Consider the following 17,392-nt stretch of genomic DNA (forward strand, 5'->3'; position numbering starts at 1 on the left):
GTTTTACTTGCTAAAATTTAACCTCATTTATAAAAGTTTTCATGCTCTCATCTATCTTTGCTAGCCTGCCCTCTTTCATAAAAGCTAGCGTGATAGTCGCTTTAAAGAGCACTTTTTCGGCATCTTTTTCATCAAATTTATAAATTTCTTGCCCTAAAACAAGGCTTGCCTTTTTAAGCTCTATGAGCTTTGTTCTTACAAAAACCTCATCGCCAAGCACGGCTGAAGCGAGAAATTTAGCCTCAAGAGCTGAAACGACAAAGTATCCGCCCTCTTTTGTAAAATTTAACCCAGCCTCAAAAAACGCCTCGCTTCTGGCTCGCTCGCAATATTTAATATAATTTGTATGATAGACGATGCCGCCTGCATCGGTATCTTCGTAATAAATTCTTATCTTCACTGCAAAGCTCCTTTAAATTTTCATTTGCTCTTACTAGGCTTGCCTTTAGCGCCTCTAGTTATCGTAAGCGACTGATCATAAAATAAGATAAGCACCACCGAAACGCCCACACCAAGCGCTAGTGAGACCGTCGTAGTCGTGATAGCGTTATCAAAAAATATGATCAAATACTCATTTTTCTTAGCGATACTTGTCTCATTTAAAAATGAAAAGAGTGCCAAAATGCCTTTATACGCAAAAACTCCTGGCACCATCGGCAAAAGCGCTGGAAATGCGATGATCTCAGCTGGCACCTTTAGCCGTTTGGCAAAGAGCATGCCTAAAATTCCGCTCATAAAAGAGACGATGAGCGTTGCGACACTGATGTTAAAAAATCCCATCTGCATGATCCAAAAGCGGCTAGCATGCGCAAATGCAGCGAGCAAAGCACAAAAGATGAGAGTTCTTTTTGGAGGCGAGCTAGCATAGGCAAAGCCAAGTCCAGCCACCGCAGCAAAGCCAGCATCTACAAGCGTTTCACTAAAAAGCTCAAACATTTAATATCTCCGCGCTGCTAAGCGTTAGCGTGATATAGACGCCAACAGCCATGCAAAGTATGAGGATGCCCGTGCTTATGGCTCTGCTGATGCCAACAAGGGTGTTGTCATTTAGGATGTCAAAGACTGAATTTATGAGAAAAACACCAGGCATCATAAAAAGCACAGACGAGCCGATCGCCACGTCGCTTGTGTGCGTAAGTCCGTAAGATACGCCAAGATAGGCGATAAATGAGACGACAAAGGATGTTAGGACGTATTGAATTTTTAAATTTACGCCCATTTTTGCAAGGGTAAATTTAAGAGTGTAGCCAACAAGCGTTGCAAAAAATATGCAAACAACCGAGCCAGCATCACCTCCAAAAAGTCTGCAAAATGCCGCATTTGCAAGGCTTATCAAGATAAGCGAGCTAGCAAATTTATTTGCACTCACACTCATCACACCCTCAAAGCTCTCTTTAGCTTCACCTAAGCTTAAACCCTCATCTAAAATTTGCCAGCTAAGCGATGATAGCTCAGAAATTCTATTAAAACTAACATGCCCTAGAGGGATCTTTCTCACATAAGTTCGGCGCAGGGAGTTGTCAGCCGAGTCCATGACACTAATGGTAAAATACTTCACAAAAATGGTCACGCTAACGTCGTAGCCGTAGTGCTTAGCTATGCGGTCGACGCACTTTTCTACGCGCGCAGTGTATGTGCCAGCGCTCACCATAGCGGTTGTGTATTCGGCTAGGAAATTTGTTAAGATTTGGATATCAGGCTTGGCGTTCATTTTGACTGATCTTAAATTTCACAAAAAACAAAATGAGCTGCAAAACAAGCATCACTTTCATCACATATTCGCTTGCGCTATGCATCTTGGCAAACTCCGCTGTCTGCGTCGAATCAGCACCTAGGCTTTGAGCCTGCACGATAAAAGGCGTAAAGATAAAGACAAAGCTTAGCGCTAGGGCCAAGTTTAAAAACGAGAGCATAAATGTGCTAAATTTTAGTGAAAATGCAAGCTTTTTTCTTAGATCAAAGAGCTCGCTAACTGCCACAAATGCGCTTACAAAGAGCAAAGCGTAGTTAAATTTTAAAAATATCTTTGTCATCATCTGTCCGCTCATAAAATGCGTGAGCACGCCCTCGCCTATGATGCTTTGCGGGAAAAATATGACTGGTGCGACCAAAATTCCAAGCGTTAGCTCAGTGCCGATCACCGCTGCTAATAGTAAAAAATAGATACTTCTCAACCTCTCTCCTTTATAGTTTTAAACTCGCGCAAAAGCCCCTATCAAAGCCCGCTAAGTCCTTGTAAAAAGCACTTTCATAGCCATTAAATTTTAACGCCATCTCCATGCTCGCTCTTTGATCATAGCCCATCTCGCAGGCGATATTTTTTATGCTGCGATTTCTAGCGACAAGGATGATATTTTTTAAAATTTCATCTCCGACCTCGCCGCCAAATAGCGCCTCGTGCGGTTCGTTTATCACAAATTTATCGAGTTTATAGTCTCGCGCGATATATGGCGGGTTTGAGACCAAGATGTCGATATCGCCTGAAATTTCATCGATATATGAGCATTTTACAAACTCGATCTTCTCGCTTACATTAAATTTAAGCGCATTTTTTTTAGCTAGTTTTAGAGCCTTTTCGTTTATATCTGTGGCTAATATTTTAGCGTTTGTTTTTAGGGCAAGCATGACGCTTATTATCCCGCTACCAGTACCGATCTCAGCGATCTTTGGCGCTTTGTAGCCGCTTACTATCTCTAGCACTTTATCGACTAAAATTTCAGTCTCAGGGCGCGGTATCAAAACGCCACTTTCTACCTCAAACTCCAGCCCATAAAAGCCAGCCTTGCCGGTAATGTACTCAAGTGGCTCGTAGTTTTCATAGCGCTTTACAAGATCAAAGTAGCCGACATCGTCAAATTCGCTCTTTTGGTTTAAAAATATCCACTCGACGCTCACATCAAGGTAGCTCATGAGCAAAATTTTAGCCACCCTGCTTGAGTTTTCACAAAGCGGCTTTAGCCTTAAATTTGCCTCTTTAAGCGCCTCTTCAACTCTCATTTTCTAGCTCATTTATCCGCTCAAAAAGGCTTGGGTGCGAGTGATAGACAAATGAGTAAAGCCAGTGCGACTTTGGAAATGCTTTGTTTTCGCTGCCAAGCTTGGTTAGGGCGTTTATCATGTCAGTTTTGTTTGAAATTTCTTTTGAAAATCTATCTGCGCCAAATTCATTTTTGCGGCTAAAGTGCGAGATGATCGGCGAGAAAAGAAAACTAAAAATAGGCGAGAAAAGCACCAAAAAGATGATGATACTAGCGCCATTTTGCCCTAGTCCTATCGCCTCGTATGCGCTTGCACCAACGTTTCCAAAGATGAAAAATAGACAAAATAGCATGACCGCACTTAGCGCTATCATTTTTAGGATATCTTTATGCTTAAAGTGCCCAAGCTCGTGCCCCAAAACCGCCACGATCTCCGCGGTGCTTAGCTTTTTTATCAGCGTGTCAAAAAGCACCACTCGCTTTGTCGCTCCAAGCCCGCCAAAATAGGCATTTAAGCGGTTGTCGCGCTTGCTAGCGTCTATCGTAAAAACGCCACTACTTTTAAAGCCACATTTTGTAAGCAAGCCCTCTATCTTGCCCTTTAGCTCGCCATCTTCAAGCGGCGACATCTTGTTAAAGATAGGCGCGATGAGCGTCGGGTATATTAAATTTATAATTAAAGCGATGCCAAAACTTAGCAAAAACGCCCAAAACCACCAAAACTCTCCAAGAAAATTTATGCATAAAAGCACGAGCCAAACGAAGGCCGAGCCAAAAACTAGCATAAGAGCCAGCGACTTTATAGTATCAACCAAAAATATCTTTGCGCTCATATTTGAAAAGCCTAGTTTTTTGTCTTTTACAAAGCTCTCGTAGATATTTAGCGGCAGATCAAGCAGCGACGAGATCAGCAAAAAGCTCATCACAAAAAGGATATTTTCAAACGTAGTGCCATCTTTTAGGCAAGCGTTTGAGAGCATTTTTAGCCCAAAGCTTATCCACGCAAAAAATATAACGGCGTGATAGATGAGGCTAAAAATTTCAAATTTTAGGTTTGTCACGGCGGCGTCTGCAGCGTTTTTGTATTCACTCGCTTCAAGCACGACTGGCTCTTTTCTGGCTTCAGTTCTTACAAAGCCGATCTGTAAATTCGCCAAAAAAAGCTTAAAAATCACATAAAAAATATAGATAAATAAAAGTGTATAAAACATATTCTCCCTTAAATTTCATAAAGACTAAAGCAGCCATAGTCCGTTCTAACTGCGAGCTTGCCATCTATAAATTTAGCCTCGCAGTTTTTCACAACGTGATCTAGCGTAAATTCCGCCATCGCGTTGCCACTTTTTAGATTGATGGCGTAGCCCCTGCTTTGATCTATCACCACAAGCTTGCCAGCCTCCGCGCAAAACTCGCTCGCTCTTAGATACTCATCCTTTATCCAAGGCTGCTTTGTCACCTTTGCGCTCTTTATATCAAGGCAAAATAGCTTGTTTTCAAGATGTTGCCTAAGCAAAAGCGTGTTTTCGTCTAAAAAGCAAATTTTATCAAGCATGCCAAATTCTGCTCTTAGCTCGCTTAAAATTTCGCCATTTTTTGCGTTTAAAATTTGTAGCTCATTTTCTTTGGTGCAAAGTGCAAGCATGCTAGCATCCGCACTAAGAGCAGCGCAAAGTATCGGTACGTAGCTTTTTGTACTGCATTTATACTCGCCAAGCTTTGAAATTTTACCATTGAAAAAAGTAAAAATTTGTCCAAACATGCCAAAAACCGCCATGTCATTTGAAGCGCAGATAAAGCTCGCTATCTCACTACTTTTCTTAACATTTTGCTCGGCTAAAATTTCACGAAATTTAGCCTCTTTTGGCTCAAAAATGTAAATTTCATGATCAAGGTCTAAAAGTAAATTTTCGCTTGCACACTGGGCATGCCATGCAAGCGGCTTTGGCAAGGCGATCTGCTCTTTTATAGCGCCGCTTTTATCCAGTCTCACCAAAAGATCGCTAGGCTTGCCACCATCTTTTTGACCGCCACTTTTATAAACATAAATTTCATCTCTTAAGCTGGCAAACGAGAGCGCTCCAGTGTATCCACCACCGATATAAACGTGCAGATACGGCTCACCGGCTTTTGCCTCGCTATCTTGCAGGATAAAGCCCTTTTTTAGGCTCTCCCACTCTTTTTTGACGCAGGCTTTTTTAGCCTCCGTCTCGCTTGCAAATTCTTTTTTACTCTGCTTTGTTTTGCCACCTTTTTGGCTCACGCTCACTAAGGCTTTACCCTCTACGCTAAGTCTTAGGCGCTCACCACTATCAAAATTTACAAGCTCACGCATATTTCACTTCAAAAAGTTGTCGTAAAAACTGCTGATAAATAGCACCAAAATGACAAAAGGCACGATAAATTTGATGTAGAAAAACCAAATATTTATAAGCTTTGCGTACCTTTCGCTGCCTTGCAAGATCTCTTTTTTCGCTTCATCTTTTAGCACCCAGCCCACAAATATCGCGCATCCAAGCGAAGTCAGTACAAAAAATATAGTAGCACTTATCGCGTCGTATGCGTCAAAGATATTTTTACCAAAAATGCTCACGTGGCTTAGCAAATTTGTAGCCATAAGTGATGGTAAATTCCCAAGCACAAAGATGACGCTAAGCACTAAAAATATCGCTTTTTTGCGTTTTATCTTAAATTTCTCTTGCAGTGTGGTAATGATCACTTCATATATCGGTAGCGACGTCGTAAGCGCAGCGATCATAAGAAGCGCAAAAAACGCCACCGCGAAAAATCCGCCAAAAGGCATGTGCGAAAAGACGATGGGAAGCGACTTGAAAACTAGGCTCGGCCCGCTATCTGGCGAGACGCCGTAGCTAAAGAGCGACGGAAATATCATAAAGCCAGCAAGCACGGCTATAACGGTGTTTAAGATGCCTGTGATGATAGAAATTTTAACCAAGCCTTCGTCCTTTTTCACAAAGCTTGAGAGCGTTATCATCACGCCAAATCCAAGCGAAAGCGCAAAGAAAACCTGTCCCAAAACCTCGACAAAAAGCTTTAAGTTTATCTTTGAAAAATCAGGCGTTAAGTAAAATTTCACACCACTCATCGCACCATCAAGCGTGATGTTTTTAGCGATCATGACTAGCATCAAGATAAAAAGCAGTGGCATTAGGTATTTCGCTGAGCGCTCGATGCCGCCAACTGCACCTTGCACCAAGATAGCGTAATTAACCAGGACAAAAACAAGGGTCGCAAAGCTGATGGCTAGCGGGTTGCTAACGATATTTTGCTCGTAAAATGCGCTAGTTTGCTCAAAGCTCACGATGTGCGAGAGATCAAGCAGGCCAAATGAAATTTGAGCGATATAGTTTAATACCCAGCCGCCGATAACCATATAATAAGCCATGATGCCAAATGCGCCAACAAGCCCCATCCAGCCCACTATCTGCCACTTTTTGCTGATCTTTTTGCCATTTACTGTGCCACCAAATGCATCAACGGCGTTACATTTTAGGCGCCTACCGATGGCGTTTTCAACCAAAATCATAGGAATACCAATGACTATCATCGCTATGCAAAACACGAGAACATAGGCCCCGCCGCCGTTTTGACCGACTAAGTAAGGAAACCGCCACGTCGCGCCAAAGCCGACCGTAGCCCCTGCAACAGCTAAAATATATGTAAGTCTTGAACTCCATGATCTTCTATCCATCTATCTACCTTTGTGAAAAATAGGGATTATATAAAAAAAATGATTAAATTTTGCTAGCGACAGGCGATGCTTACGTGTAAATTTGGCTTTTTTGATAAATTTTAGGACTTTTTTGGACGGAATTTATTTTTACTTTTGTAGGTAAATTTATTCAAAAAGCCTATTTATCTAAAACACCAAATTCCACATACCCCTCCATCGCAACGAGCAATATCCAGCCCTCTTTGGGGCTGCAAAAATAGTGGTGTTGCGCGATATTTTCAACCATAAATTTTAAAAAATCATAAAAGTATTCAGGCACAAATTTAAGCTCAATGTTCGTTAAACCATCACCGACGTAGCCTATCTCACTGCTTAAAATTTTACTTTGAATGCTTGCGTCTAGGCTTAGGAAATTTTTAATATCAGCGAAATTTTCATAATCAGCTGTTTTATAATCTTTTAAATTTTGCAAAAGCGGTTTTGAGCCGACAAAGGTAAAATTTCGCTCTATAAAATTTACTACATCATCGCTTTTGTGCCATTTTTGACCCAAATTTGACAAAAAAGCAAGCATCTCATCATCAGCTGAGATGAAATTTGAAACTGAATTTTTCTCGCTCATTTGTATCCTTTTTTGTAAAGTCGCTACACCTTTGTAAAAGAAGGATTATATAAAATTTATGGTGGTTTTATATTTTTTAGTGACAGTTAGCGAGCAAATTTTAAATTCCATGAACGAGTAATTTCGGCTCTAAAATTTGAGCTAAGCTGTAAGCGAAGCCAAATTTTAGTAGTCAATTCTTGCGAGTGAATGAGAGTTTAAAATTTGCTTTGCGATATAAATTTATCCAAAAAGGGAGACAAGGGGACTTGAATTACGAAGCCGTCCCCTTATCTCCCTTTAGATCCCTCAATCCCCTCGCACGTTCAAGGTGCATGCTCCAGTGCTTCGCACTGCATGCGGTTTATTCTAAAAAGGCTAGCTCAAATTTTAAAATTTATGAGCGAGCATATCACGCTTCTAAATTTAGTGGCGAATTATTATGAGCCCTAAATTTAGTAGTCTGCTAAGGCGAGTGAGTAAGATTTTAAAATTTGCAAAGACAGCTTGATTGAATTTGCAAATTTGCCCAGAAATTTTAAAATTCCAGGCAAATTTCACTCAAATTTACTCTCTTACGACGTGTAAAAATTGCATATGTTTGCGGTATTGCTCGATGACGTCATTTATCAGCGTAGCTTCGCTCCAGCCAAGCACGTCGTAGTCCTGACCGCCCTCTTTTAGATAGACCTCAGCCCTGTAGTAAAGATCGTCGCCGTCAAGCTCTCTGGTGTAGTCTGGACTATGGCTCTTGGTGAGATAGACACCATATCTAAAGTCCATCTCGTCGCCAAGTCCGACATTTAAATTTACAAAATTTTCGCCATTTGTGACCTTTGCTTCAAGGCCGTTTTTGGCAAATTCCTCTTTTAGCTCATTAAAAGCTTTTAGCACGACTTCGTTTAAAAATTTCTTGCCATCTTTCTTGCCTGGCAGCGTAATGATCGCACTTAGACGTTCTTGCCACGGCTTTGAAAGATCGCTAATGGGCATGTTGCTAAAGTTATTTGTCTCTTTTTTGGTTAGATCCACACGTAACGCCTTAAATAGCCCATAAATGGCACCAAGTAGCACTATGGAAAATGGCAGTGCTGTGGTGATCGTAAGTGCTTGAAGCGAGCCAAGACCGCCTGCTAGCATCAAAAATGCCGCCACGACGCCCACTGTAACGCCCCAAAAGACCTTTTGCCAAACTGGCGTATCGTCCTTGCCGTTTGAGCAAAGCATGTTCATAACGATCGCCGCAGAGTCGGCAGAAGTCACGAAAAATATGACGATCATAAAGACTGCAATCACGCTTAGCACGCCTGAGAAGCTAAATTTCTCCAAAAACATAAAAAGTGCTGAGGCTGAGTCGGAATTTACCGTGGTCGCTAGCTCGCTAAAGCCATTTTGCACAAGCGAGATCGCTGAGTTACCAAAAAAGCTCATCCAAGCAAAAGTAAAGCCAGTTGGCACTAAAAGCACGCCGATCACAAATTCTCTTATCGTTCTGCCCTTTGAAATTTTAGCGATAAATAGCCCCACAAACGGCGACCAAGATAGCCACCAAGCCCAGTATAGCAGCGTCCAGCCGCCAAGCCAGCTCTCGTTTTGCCTCTCGTAGGCGTAGAGGTTAAAAGTGTTTGAGATGAGCGTAGAGACGTAGTCGCCGCTGTTTTGCACAAACGACTTTAGAAGCTGCGTCGTATCGCCCAAAAATAGTATCAAAAACATAAAACATATAGCTAGCGCGATATTTGCGTTTGATAATATCTTAATACCCTTATCGACACCACTTGCCGCTGAGATGGTAGCAGCTAAGCAAAGCACTATTAGAAGCGTGATGTGCATGGTTGGCAGGCCAAAAACGTGCGTAAGACCGGCATTTACCTGAAGTACGCCGTATCCCAGCGATGTCGCCACGCCAAAAAGGGTCGCCACGACGGCAAATGTATCGATGGCGCTACCTATCTTGCCATAAATTTTATCTCCGATGATCGGATAAAACGCCGATCTAAGCGTGAGTGGCAAGCCATGTCTATACGAGAAAAAGGCAAGGATAAGCGCCACAATGGCATAAACCGACCATGCGCCCATGCCCCAGTGAAAAAATGTGATATTCAACGCAAGCTTTTGCGCTGCGATAGTTTGCGCGTCGCCAACTGGTGGGTTTAGATAGTGCATGAGCGGCTCGGCCACACCAAAAAATACTAGACCTATGCCCATGCCAGCGGCAAAAAGCATAGAAAACCACGAGATATTTTTGTGCTCTGGCTTTACGTGATCAGCTCCTAGTTTGATCTCGCCAAGCTTACTAAAGCCAAGAATGATGACGCTTAGCAGTATGACGGCAACGACTAGGATATAAAACCAGCCAAATTTGGCCGCGATGTAGTTTTGCATACCCTTAAAAAACTCATTTGAGAAATTTGGAAATATCGCTGCAAATGCTGCTATTAAAAATATGACAATAAGCGATGGGATAAATACTGAGTTGTTAAATTTTGACCTTTGAAATTTAAACATTTTTCTCCTTTTTATAAATTTTAGTCTCGCTTTAAAATAACAAAAAAGAGTAAATAGGTCAAATTTTATCTTTAAATTTTTTATGAAATTTTAAGCTTTAGCTACCAAAAATAGCCACTTTGAAATTTATCTCAAGTCTCTTTCATCTCTCTTTGGTTTTGCAAGGCTTATTAGCACTATGACGACAAAAGCGATGCCAAATGTGATATACAAAATGATCTTTGGCGAGTCAAATTCTATCCTCGACCTTGCGACCTCTTCGCCGCTTGCCTCCACTAGCTCGCCGCGCTTTATCATCTCGCTGATATCTTTTGCGCTAAGCTCTTTAGACGCTCTTGTTAAAATTTCAATTACGCTAAGATCAGCCACCTCATAAACGCTATGCTTTATGCCATAAAATGGCTTTATCTTGCTAAAAAAATAGAGCTTATCGCCGTTTGCATAGACCGCGCCATACTCGCCATCTTTTACCAGCCCTATCTTACGCCAAGATGAGCTTGGAGCAAATTTATATAAAGAGACGGTTTGTGCCACTAAGTGTCTGCCGTGCTTTGAGCGCTGCCACTCTTCGCCTTGCTGTAAAAAATATGCTGAGCTATCATCTACAAAAACGTCAGCATAGAGCCTTTTTAGCTCGCCTTTTAGCTGGTAGTCTGAAATTTTAGCCTGTTCGTTTTTACTGCCATCCCAAAAGTAAATCCCATCTTTGCTGGCAAAAAGAGGCCAAAACGAATGCACATTATCCACGCTATAAATGGCGCTATAAGGCATATTTTGAGCGTTAAATTTATGCTCATTTGCAAACACCGCCCCACTTTTTGGCTCAAAAAGATATTCTATGTCGTGCTTAGCATCGTAGCATATCCGGCGCGTCTCATCTCCGTAGCCAGCATCAAGCTTATAAAAGCCCATAAACAAGCTTTTGCCGTCTGTATAATATCCGCTAGCAGCGCCGCTTTCTGTCGTGATGTATCTTAGCTCGTTAGGATCTGCGTCAAGCTTTTCGCCCTTGTAGTAAAGCGTAGCTCCGTCTCTTGCAAAGCCAGCGTCAAAGATAGGCTCTAAATTTGTGCTTTCAACTCGATTTGTCCTGTAAAAATAAGGGCTATCATCGTAGCTTTTTATAAAAACGTGAACAAGGTTTTTCATAATGGCGCCAAATTCGCTAAATCCCGCCTCTTTCTCGCTTCTAGTAGCGCAATAATAGCTTATCTTGCCATCACTTATGTAGCCATTGCCAAGCACTTTGGTGCTGTTTGGATCAAGTCCTGGCAAAATTTCTCTAGCGCAATAGACATGATTTTTATCAGCTCCCACGTTTGAGTAATCATACGCGTGTTTTAGCTTTAAGACCCTAAAACTAGCCTCATCGACGCCTTTTAGCTCATACTTGCCGCTGCCTGAAATTTGAACGTAAATTTTACCCTCAGGCGAGCGGTAAAACTCGCTATTATCTATGTTTGCAAAGCCTCTTTGATACTCGCCCTCACGCCACAGATAAAGCATCGCCAAAACAAAAAATAGTGTCAAAATGACAAAAAGACAAAGTATCTTAGTCGCAATTTTTCTCATTATCTATAATCATCCACCCTTTTTTTAAGCTCGCTGTTTTGCTTTTTGTTTTTAAAAATAGCGCCAACTACCGAGACCATAAATGCGATGGCTAAAAATATCCAGTAGGCATATTTTTGCGAGTAATCATCAAAGTCGCTTATCGCATCGATCACCACTTCGCCCTCAGCTGGCACCATAGCGCCTTGATCTACCATTTTTACTATCTCATCAAGTTTTAAATTCTCAACATTTGAGTCATAAGGACGAGTGAGGATTTCAACCACGCCAAGGTCGTTTATATCATAAACGCTGCTGTTAAAACGCCAGCCGTAGCCGACGTTATCAAAATAATATGTCTTATCTCCGTTTGCATAGACCGCTCCGTAGCCATCGTTTCTTACAAGACCGATCTTTCGCCACTGCTCTTTTGTATCAAGCCTTACGATACATGTGTGGCGTGAGCTTAGGCCGTGGCTAATTTTTGTGTTGTGCCAAATTTCATAGGTTTTTAGAAAATATGTCTTGCCATCACTTATCACCACGTCGCCATATAGCGGCGTTATCTCGCCTTTAAAAGGATCGTCTCCGTCTCTTACAAACTCGCCCTCATCTATGCTGTTATACCACTGCCACTTTCGCTCCCAGTGATAGATACCGCCTTTGCCACGAAAGAGCGCATGATAGGTGTGCCTATCTTCTAGGTTAAAAAGCGGTTCGTATGGGGCAAATTGGGGGTCAAATTCGTGATCGTTTGCATAGACCATGCCAGAATTTGGCTCATAAAGATAGTGAATGCGCCATATCTCGCCGATATCACGTATTTGTGGGCTAAATTTGATCCCTAGCTTTGTGCTATCATAATAGACATTTTCTCCGTCAGTCGTAAAATGCAAGCTCTTTCTGCCAGATGCCTGCTCGATATATCGCATTTTGCTGGCATTTGCGCCCTCTAGCTCTTTGCCCTCATGATAGACCTTTACTCCGTCGCTTGCATAGCCAAAGCCCAAGATCGCAGCTAAATTAGCGTTATCAACCTGCCTAAATTTATAGATATGAGTTTGCGCTTTTGGGGTATTAAACATTTTGTGTGAGACGATGTCCCAAAACTCTTTAAGTGCGGATATTTCGAGGTTTGTCTCGCTTTCGCTATCGCAAAAATATGTTACATTGCCATCGCCAAAGTAGCCATTGCCAAGCGCTCTAACACCATTTGGATCAAGCCCACTCATCACGAGGTTACCGCAATATACCGCCTTATCGCTAGCGCCAACATTTCTGTTGTCGTATTTGCCGGTGTCAATGTATCTAAATTTGCTGGCCCTCACGCCTATTAGCTCAAATTTACCCCCACTTGGCACCATGGCATAGACCTTGTCATCTTTGACGTAAAAATAGCTATTATTTAACTCTTTACTATCGCCAATGTCGTCATCTAAAATAGTAGCTAACCCAAAAATAAAAAAATAGGTAGCAAAAAATATCACAACAATGGCGATTATTACTGAGATTAGCGGATGTTTTTTAAACATTTTAGCCCCATTTCAAACAAATTTAAAGGCCTCATCATGGCGCAAAAACCTTTCATAAATTTAAATTTCAAAGTACCTATCCAAATATAAAATATCTAAATATCAAAAACCTAAGACATGCAGATTTACCCATCAAAAACAGAAAACAAGCGGCTGCTAATGTAACAAAAAGCCTATAAATGCTAAATTCCAACGTGATCCCATAATAAATAACCCACAAAGAAATAAAACAAAGATACAAGGCAACAAGCAAAAAGAATAAATTTTCTATCCTTGCAAAAAGTCCTGACTCTTTGCTGCTTTTTGCGATTAGCCTAATAATATCTATCTTATTTAAAAAACCAACCTTGTTATATTTTATCTCGACTAGATCGCCTACTTCATATTTTTCTATCTCTGGTGAAAACACCCCGCTAAATCTCTCTTTACCTATCAAAAGGCTCATGCTTGTGGCTAAATTTTGCCTAACAACTCTTCTATTTAGCGCGCTTATCCTACCGATCTTTTTCAAGCTACTCGAGCTCCTCGGCGATCTCTAGCACTTCAAAATACTCATTTTCTAGGCTTTCAAGCTCAGCTTTTGCACTTTCTAGCTCTTCATAAAGCTTAGTAAGCCCCACTTCTTGATAAATTTTAGGATCGCTAAGCCCCTCATTTAGCTCGGCTACCCTTGCTTCAAGGGCTGAAATTTTATCTGGATATGTGTTTAAAATTTGCGTTTGTTTGTAGCTTAGTTTTGCACCAGATTTGCTCTTTTGCTTGGCTTCATTTTGGCTATTTGAGAGCTCTTTTTCAAATTTATCAAGCTCTTTCATCTCATCTTCAAGCTCCAAATAGACGCTATACTCTTCGTGCAAGACATTTATCTTTGTTCCCTCAAACGCCCAGAGCTTATTTGCCATCTTATCGACAAAATATCTATCGTGGCTAACTAGCAAGATCGCCCCCTCAAAGCTTTGCAAGTAGTCTTCTAAGATATTGATAGTTGCGATATCAAGGTCGTTTGTCGGCTCGTCAAGCACCAGCACGTCGTAAGTTTTAGTAAAAAGCATCGCAAGTGCGACGCGGTTTTTCTCGCCGCCACTTAAAACGCCTATCTTTTTATCTAAAAATTCCTTTGGGAAGAGGAAATTTTTAAGATAGCCATAAACATGCATATTTCGCCCACGAACTAGTACGTGGTCGCCGCCATTTGGGCAAAATGTCTCTATAAGACTCTTATCATCATCAAGGACATTTCTAGCTTGATCAAAGTAGCCGATACTCACCTCGCCCCTTTTTATCTCGCCACTACTTTGCTTTTCAAGTCCTAGCAAAATTTTAAGCAAAGTGCTCTTTCCGCTGCCATTTCGCCCAACTATGGCGATCCTCTCGCCCTGCAAGATTCTTGCGTCAAATTTTTCAAAAAGCACCTTGCCGTCTATGCTTTTGCCTAAATTTTTAAACTCAAATAGCATTTTTTTGCGGTTTTGGCTCTGCGTTTGGTTGAAATTTTTACTCGCACGCTCAAGCTCTAGCCTCACTCGCCTTATCACACCTGGATTTTTCTTCGCCTCTTCACGCATGGCGAGCACTCGCTCTTTTCTGCCCTCGTTTCGCTTTAGCCTAGCTTTTACGCCGCGCCTTAGCCACTCCTCTTCGGCCTTTAGCTGTTTTAGCAGCGTCTCATGCGACTTTGCAAGACTTGCTAAAATTTCCTCTTTTTTGGTTAGATAGTTTGCATATCCGCCCTCAAAATTTTTTAAGCTTGCATCCTCGACCTCAACGCACCTAGTTGCCAGCGCATCAATAAAATACCTATCGTGGCTTATAAAAACTATGCTTTGATTTGAGCTTTTAAGCATATCTTCAAGAAATTTGACCATATAGACATCAAGGTGGTTTGTCGGCTCGTCAAGCAGCAGCACATCTGGCTTTTTAAGGATGAGCGCGCCTAGTGCCACACGGCGGATCTCGCCACCACTAAGCGAGCAAATGGGTCTGTTTTCATACTCTTTTAGCTTAAATTCTTGCAAAATTCGCTCGATCTTGTGCTCGATATTCCAGCCATCCTTTGCCTCTATAAATTTAATAAGCCTCTCTTGCTCTTTTAAAATTTCTCTGTTTTCAGGCTCATTTGCTAGCAAAGCTCCACTCTTTTCATACTCGCTTATCGCGTCAAATATCTCTTTTAGCTCGTTATTTAGCGCATCTCTTACACTAAATGTGGCGTTAAAATTTGGATTTTGCGCTAGCATCTCGACGCTTATCAAGCTCTGCACTATGCGTCTGCCACTATCTGCTGCCACCTCGCCAGAGATGATCTTCATAAGCGTGCTCTTGCCGCTGCCATTTTTGCCGATGATCGCTATCTTTTCATTTTCATTTACGCTAAGACTTACACTGTTTAAAATTTCATTTGCGCCAAATTTTTTACTAACGTCTATCAGGTCGATTAATGCCATTTTTCTCTCAAATTTTAATTTTTTTGGATTATATCAAAAGGGAGCTAAAACCTAATTTGGCTATAATCGCCCCAAAATTTAAAAAAGGAGAAATTTATGAATCTTTCTATGAAAAAACTGGTCGTCCCTATATTTTTAGATATGTTTTTACACTTTATCACGCTCATCATAAACACCTACATGGTGACAAAAGTGAGTGTGCATCTAGTTGGTGCCATGGGTGCTGGCAATCAAGTGATGGATCTTTTTATGACCATTTTTAACTTTTTAAGCATGGGCTGCTCAGTCGTCGTCGCACAAGCCCTTGGAGCAAAGCAAAACGAGCTAGCCTCAAACGTCATACACGCAAGCATCACGTCAAATACGGTCTTTGGTATCTTCTCAGCCATCATCATCTACGTCTTTGGCTACAACATCTTAAATTTACTAAATGTGCCAAATGATCTCATAAACGATAGTTTCTCATACCTTCACATCCTTGGCTTTGCCCTGCTCTTTGATGGCATCGGCATGGTGCTAGCTGCGGTGCTTCGCGTCTATAATCTAGCAACTGCAGTGATGCTAACTTCAGTTTTGATGAACATCATCACCATCTTTGGCAACGCCATCGCTCTTTTTGGCTGGTTTGACCTGCCAAATTTAGGCCTGCAAGGAGTCGCTATCTCGACATTTGTAGGTAGGCTTATTGGCGTTTTTGTTCTACTTTATATGCTCATACGCGTGGCAAAAGTTAGAATTTATCTTAGCAAACTGCTTGTCGTGCCGTTTGGAATTTTAAAGAAAATACTCTCAGTTGGCTTGCCAAGCGCTGGCGAAAATTTACTCTGGATGGCGCAATACATGGTCGCTTTTGGCTTTATCGCGAGCATGGGCGAGGCAACTCTTAGCGTGCAGACTATCTACTTTCAGATCACGCTTCTCATCTTGCTTTGTGGCGCAAGTATCAGCGTGGCAAACGAGGTCATCGTTGGGCATTTGGTTGGGGCAAGCGAGTTTAACGAGGCCTATACAAGAACCTTTAAAGCCTTGTGGCTTGGCATTTTTATAACGCTCGTCGTCGTTTTGATCGCCTACGCCTTAAAGTATAAGATCATGGACGCACTAAATTTAGATGAGGGCTTGCGCAAGATAATGCTACCGCTCTTTACGCTCTCGATCGTGTTAGAAGCTGGCAGAACCTTTAACGTCGTCATCGTAAATGCCCTTCGTGCAAGTGGCGACGCGAAATTTCCACTTGCAACTGGGCTTATCTTTATGTGGGGGCTTTCGCTGCCGCTTGGATATTTCTTAGGCATACACCTTGGCTGGGGGATCATCGGCGTTTGGATAGGATTTTGCGCTGATGAGTGGCTAAGAGGCCTTGCAAATACCTGGCGCTGGAGAAGCAAAAAGTGGCAAGAAAAACGCCTAGTTTGAGGCAAAAGAGCTTAAATTTAGACTTTTATGGTTTAAGCGTTTTAGTAAATTTTAAAACGAATGTAAGAGCTATGCGCCTAAGAGTTGGCAAGGACGCTAAGATCACGCTTTCTATGCCATTTTACAGCACACAAAAGATGGCTCTGGCATTTTTAGAGAGCCATAAAATTTGGCTTGAAAATTCCTATAAAAAAGCTCTTTTAAATTTACCAAAAGATGATGAGATAAGGTTTCTTGGAGAAATTTACAAGATCAAATTTGATGAGAGCGTAAAACTGCCATTTTTTGAAGATAAATTTATCATAACGCCAAATTTAAAGGCACTTGAGCGCTTTAAAAAAGCAAGAGCAAAAGAGCTATTTTTAGAGCTTGTAAGCTACTATCAGCCTCATATCAATAAGCCAGTTAGTCGCATCATCATAAGAGATAGCAAAACTCGCTGGGGCAGCTGCAACCACAAAAAAGGCTATATAAACTTAAGCCTAAGGCTTATAGAAAAGCCGCTCTCAGCCGTGCGATACGTCGTGCTTCACGAGCTTACTCACCTGCTCTATCCGCATCATCAAAGCAGTTTTTATAAATTTATAGAAGCCATCATGCCTGATTACAAAGCGCAAGAGCAAATTTTAAAATCGTAATTATTTTTCATCAAGTAAGTGTAAATTTAATAT

General features: G+C 41.5%; 16 protein-coding genes. 2 read left to right on the forward strand and 14 right to left on the reverse strand.

What is annotated here, in order from left to right:
• Positions 1-10: 10 nt before the first annotated feature.
• The 14 genes from F3G76_RS01245 to abc-f form a co-directional block, all read right to left on the reverse strand.
• Entirely contained in the window at positions 11-400 is a 390-nt protein-coding gene (locus tag F3G76_RS01245; protein WP_107969766.1) for a YbgC/FadM family acyl-CoA thioesterase, read from the reverse strand.
• Positions 401-420: 20 nt separating this feature from the next.
• A complete protein-coding gene (locus F3G76_RS01250) occupies positions 421-936 on the reverse strand; it encodes a threonine/serine exporter family protein (RefSeq protein ID WP_002940362.1) in 516 nt (171 codons plus the stop codon).
• Complete coding sequence (locus F3G76_RS01255) at positions 929-1,711, reverse strand: threonine/serine exporter family protein (protein ID WP_149705694.1); 783 nt, start codon at positions 1,709-1,711, stop codon at positions 929-931. Before F3G76_RS01255 ends, F3G76_RS01250 begins: the two co-directional genes overlap by 8 nt.
• A complete protein-coding gene (locus F3G76_RS01260; protein ID WP_149705695.1) occupies positions 1,695-2,174 on the reverse strand; it encodes a DUF4149 domain-containing protein in 480 nt (159 codons plus the stop codon). The genes F3G76_RS01255 and F3G76_RS01260 overlap by 17 nt, the downstream gene beginning before the upstream one ends.
• A gap of 10 nt (positions 2,175-2,184) precedes the next feature.
• A complete protein-coding gene (gene prmC, locus F3G76_RS01265; protein WP_149705696.1) occupies positions 2,185-2,997 on the reverse strand; it encodes a peptide chain release factor N(5)-glutamine methyltransferase in 813 nt (270 codons plus the stop codon).
• The gene (locus F3G76_RS01270; protein ID WP_149705697.1) at positions 2,987-4,189 is read right to left on the reverse strand and encodes a M48 family metallopeptidase; all 1,203 of its coding nucleotides are present in this window, start codon (positions 4,187-4,189) and stop codon (positions 2,987-2,989) included. The genes prmC and F3G76_RS01270 overlap by 11 nt, the downstream gene beginning before the upstream one ends.
• Before the next feature lie 8 nt (positions 4,190-4,197).
• Positions 4,198-5,310 carry a hypothetical protein gene (locus tag F3G76_RS01275; protein ID WP_149705698.1) on the reverse strand — a complete coding sequence of 371 codons (1,113 nt, stop codon included), beginning with the start codon at positions 5,308-5,310 and terminating at the stop codon, positions 4,198-4,200.
• A gap of 3 nt (positions 5,311-5,313) precedes the next feature.
• The gene (locus F3G76_RS01280) at positions 5,314-6,687 is read right to left on the reverse strand and encodes a sodium-dependent transporter (protein ID WP_149705699.1); all 1,374 of its coding nucleotides are present in this window, start codon (positions 6,685-6,687) and stop codon (positions 5,314-5,316) included.
• Positions 6,688-6,847: 160 nt separating this feature from the next.
• The gene (locus tag F3G76_RS01285) at positions 6,848-7,291 is read right to left on the reverse strand and encodes a hypothetical protein (RefSeq protein ID WP_149705700.1); all 444 of its coding nucleotides are present in this window, start codon (positions 7,289-7,291) and stop codon (positions 6,848-6,850) included.
• 546 nt (positions 7,292-7,837) lie between these two features.
• Positions 7,838-9,778, reverse strand: coding sequence for a BCCT family transporter (locus F3G76_RS01290; protein WP_149705701.1), 1,941 nt, complete (start codon positions 9,776-9,778; stop codon positions 7,838-7,840).
• 126 nt (positions 9,779-9,904) lie between these two features.
• Positions 9,905-11,350 (reverse strand): DKNYY domain-containing protein, encoded by a 1,446-nt coding sequence (locus F3G76_RS01295; RefSeq protein ID WP_149705702.1) that lies wholly within the window; start codon positions 11,348-11,350, stop codon positions 9,905-9,907.
• Positions 11,350-12,861, reverse strand: coding sequence for a DKNYY domain-containing protein (locus F3G76_RS01300; RefSeq protein WP_149705703.1), 1,512 nt, complete (start codon positions 12,859-12,861; stop codon positions 11,350-11,352). Before F3G76_RS01300 ends, F3G76_RS01295 begins: the two co-directional genes overlap by 1 nt.
• A 76-nt stretch (positions 12,862-12,937) precedes the next feature.
• On the reverse strand, positions 12,938-13,372 hold the full coding sequence (locus F3G76_RS01305) for a hypothetical protein (protein ID WP_149705704.1): 435 nt from the start codon (positions 13,370-13,372) through the stop codon (positions 12,938-12,940).
• 1 nt (position 13,373) lies between these two features.
• Positions 13,374-15,305 (reverse strand): ribosomal protection-like ABC-F family protein, encoded by a 1,932-nt coding sequence (gene abc-f, locus F3G76_RS01310; RefSeq protein WP_149705705.1) that lies wholly within the window; start codon positions 15,303-15,305, stop codon positions 13,374-13,376.
• A 96-nt stretch (positions 15,306-15,401) separates the two neighbouring features.
• Between abc-f and F3G76_RS01315 the strand changes: the two genes are divergently transcribed.
• Entirely contained in the window at positions 15,402-16,721 is a 1,320-nt protein-coding gene (locus tag F3G76_RS01315) for an MATE family efflux transporter (RefSeq protein ID WP_149705706.1), read from the forward strand.
• Complete coding sequence (locus tag F3G76_RS01320; protein WP_149705994.1) at positions 16,676-17,359, forward strand: M48 family metallopeptidase; 684 nt, start codon at positions 16,676-16,678, stop codon at positions 17,357-17,359. Before F3G76_RS01315 ends, F3G76_RS01320 begins: the two co-directional genes overlap by 46 nt.
• Positions 17,360-17,392: the final 33 nt, after the last annotated feature.

Origin of the sequence: Campylobacter concisus, assembly GCF_902460575.1 — a bacterium.
Classification (GTDB): Bacteria; Campylobacterota; Campylobacteria; order Campylobacterales; family Campylobacteraceae; genus Campylobacter_A; species Campylobacter_A concisus_AW.

Bases quoted from the DNA above. Each gene is read 5' to 3' on its own strand.
- F3G76_RS01280 (WP_149705699.1), bottom strand. From the start codon at position 6,687: ATGGATAGAAGATCATGGAGTTCAAGACTTACATATATTTTAGCTGTT.
- F3G76_RS01255 (WP_149705694.1), bottom strand. From the start codon at position 1,711: ATGAACGCCAAGCCTGATATCCAAATCTTAACAAATTTCCTAGCCGAA.
- F3G76_RS01285 (WP_149705700.1), bottom strand. From the start codon at position 7,291: ATGAGCGAGAAAAATTCAGTTTCAAATTTCATCTCAGCTGATGATGAG.
- F3G76_RS01315 (WP_149705706.1), top strand. From the start codon at position 15,402: ATGAATCTTTCTATGAAAAAACTGGTCGTCCCTATATTTTTAGATATG.
- F3G76_RS01290 (WP_149705701.1), bottom strand. From the start codon at position 9,778: ATGTTTAAATTTCAAAGGTCAAAATTTAACAACTCAGTATTTATCCCA.
- F3G76_RS01275 (WP_149705698.1), bottom strand. From the start codon at position 5,310: ATGCGTGAGCTTGTAAATTTTGATAGTGGTGAGCGCCTAAGACTTAGC.
- F3G76_RS01250 (WP_002940362.1), bottom strand. From the start codon at position 936: ATGTTTGAGCTTTTTAGTGAAACGCTTGTAGATGCTGGCTTTGCTGCG.
- F3G76_RS01270 (WP_149705697.1), bottom strand. From the start codon at position 4,189: ATGTTTTATACACTTTTATTTATCTATATTTTTTATGTGATTTTTAAG.
- abc-f (WP_149705705.1), bottom strand. From the start codon at position 15,305: ATGGCATTAATCGACCTGATAGACGTTAGTAAAAAATTTGGCGCAAAT.
- F3G76_RS01300 (WP_149705703.1), bottom strand. From the start codon at position 12,861: ATGTTTAAAAAACATCCGCTAATCTCAGTAATAATCGCCATTGTTGTG.
- F3G76_RS01295 (WP_149705702.1), bottom strand. From the start codon at position 11,350: ATGAGAAAAATTGCGACTAAGATACTTTGTCTTTTTGTCATTTTGACA.
- prmC (WP_149705696.1), bottom strand. From the start codon at position 2,997: ATGAGAGTTGAAGAGGCGCTTAAAGAGGCAAATTTAAGGCTAAAGCCG.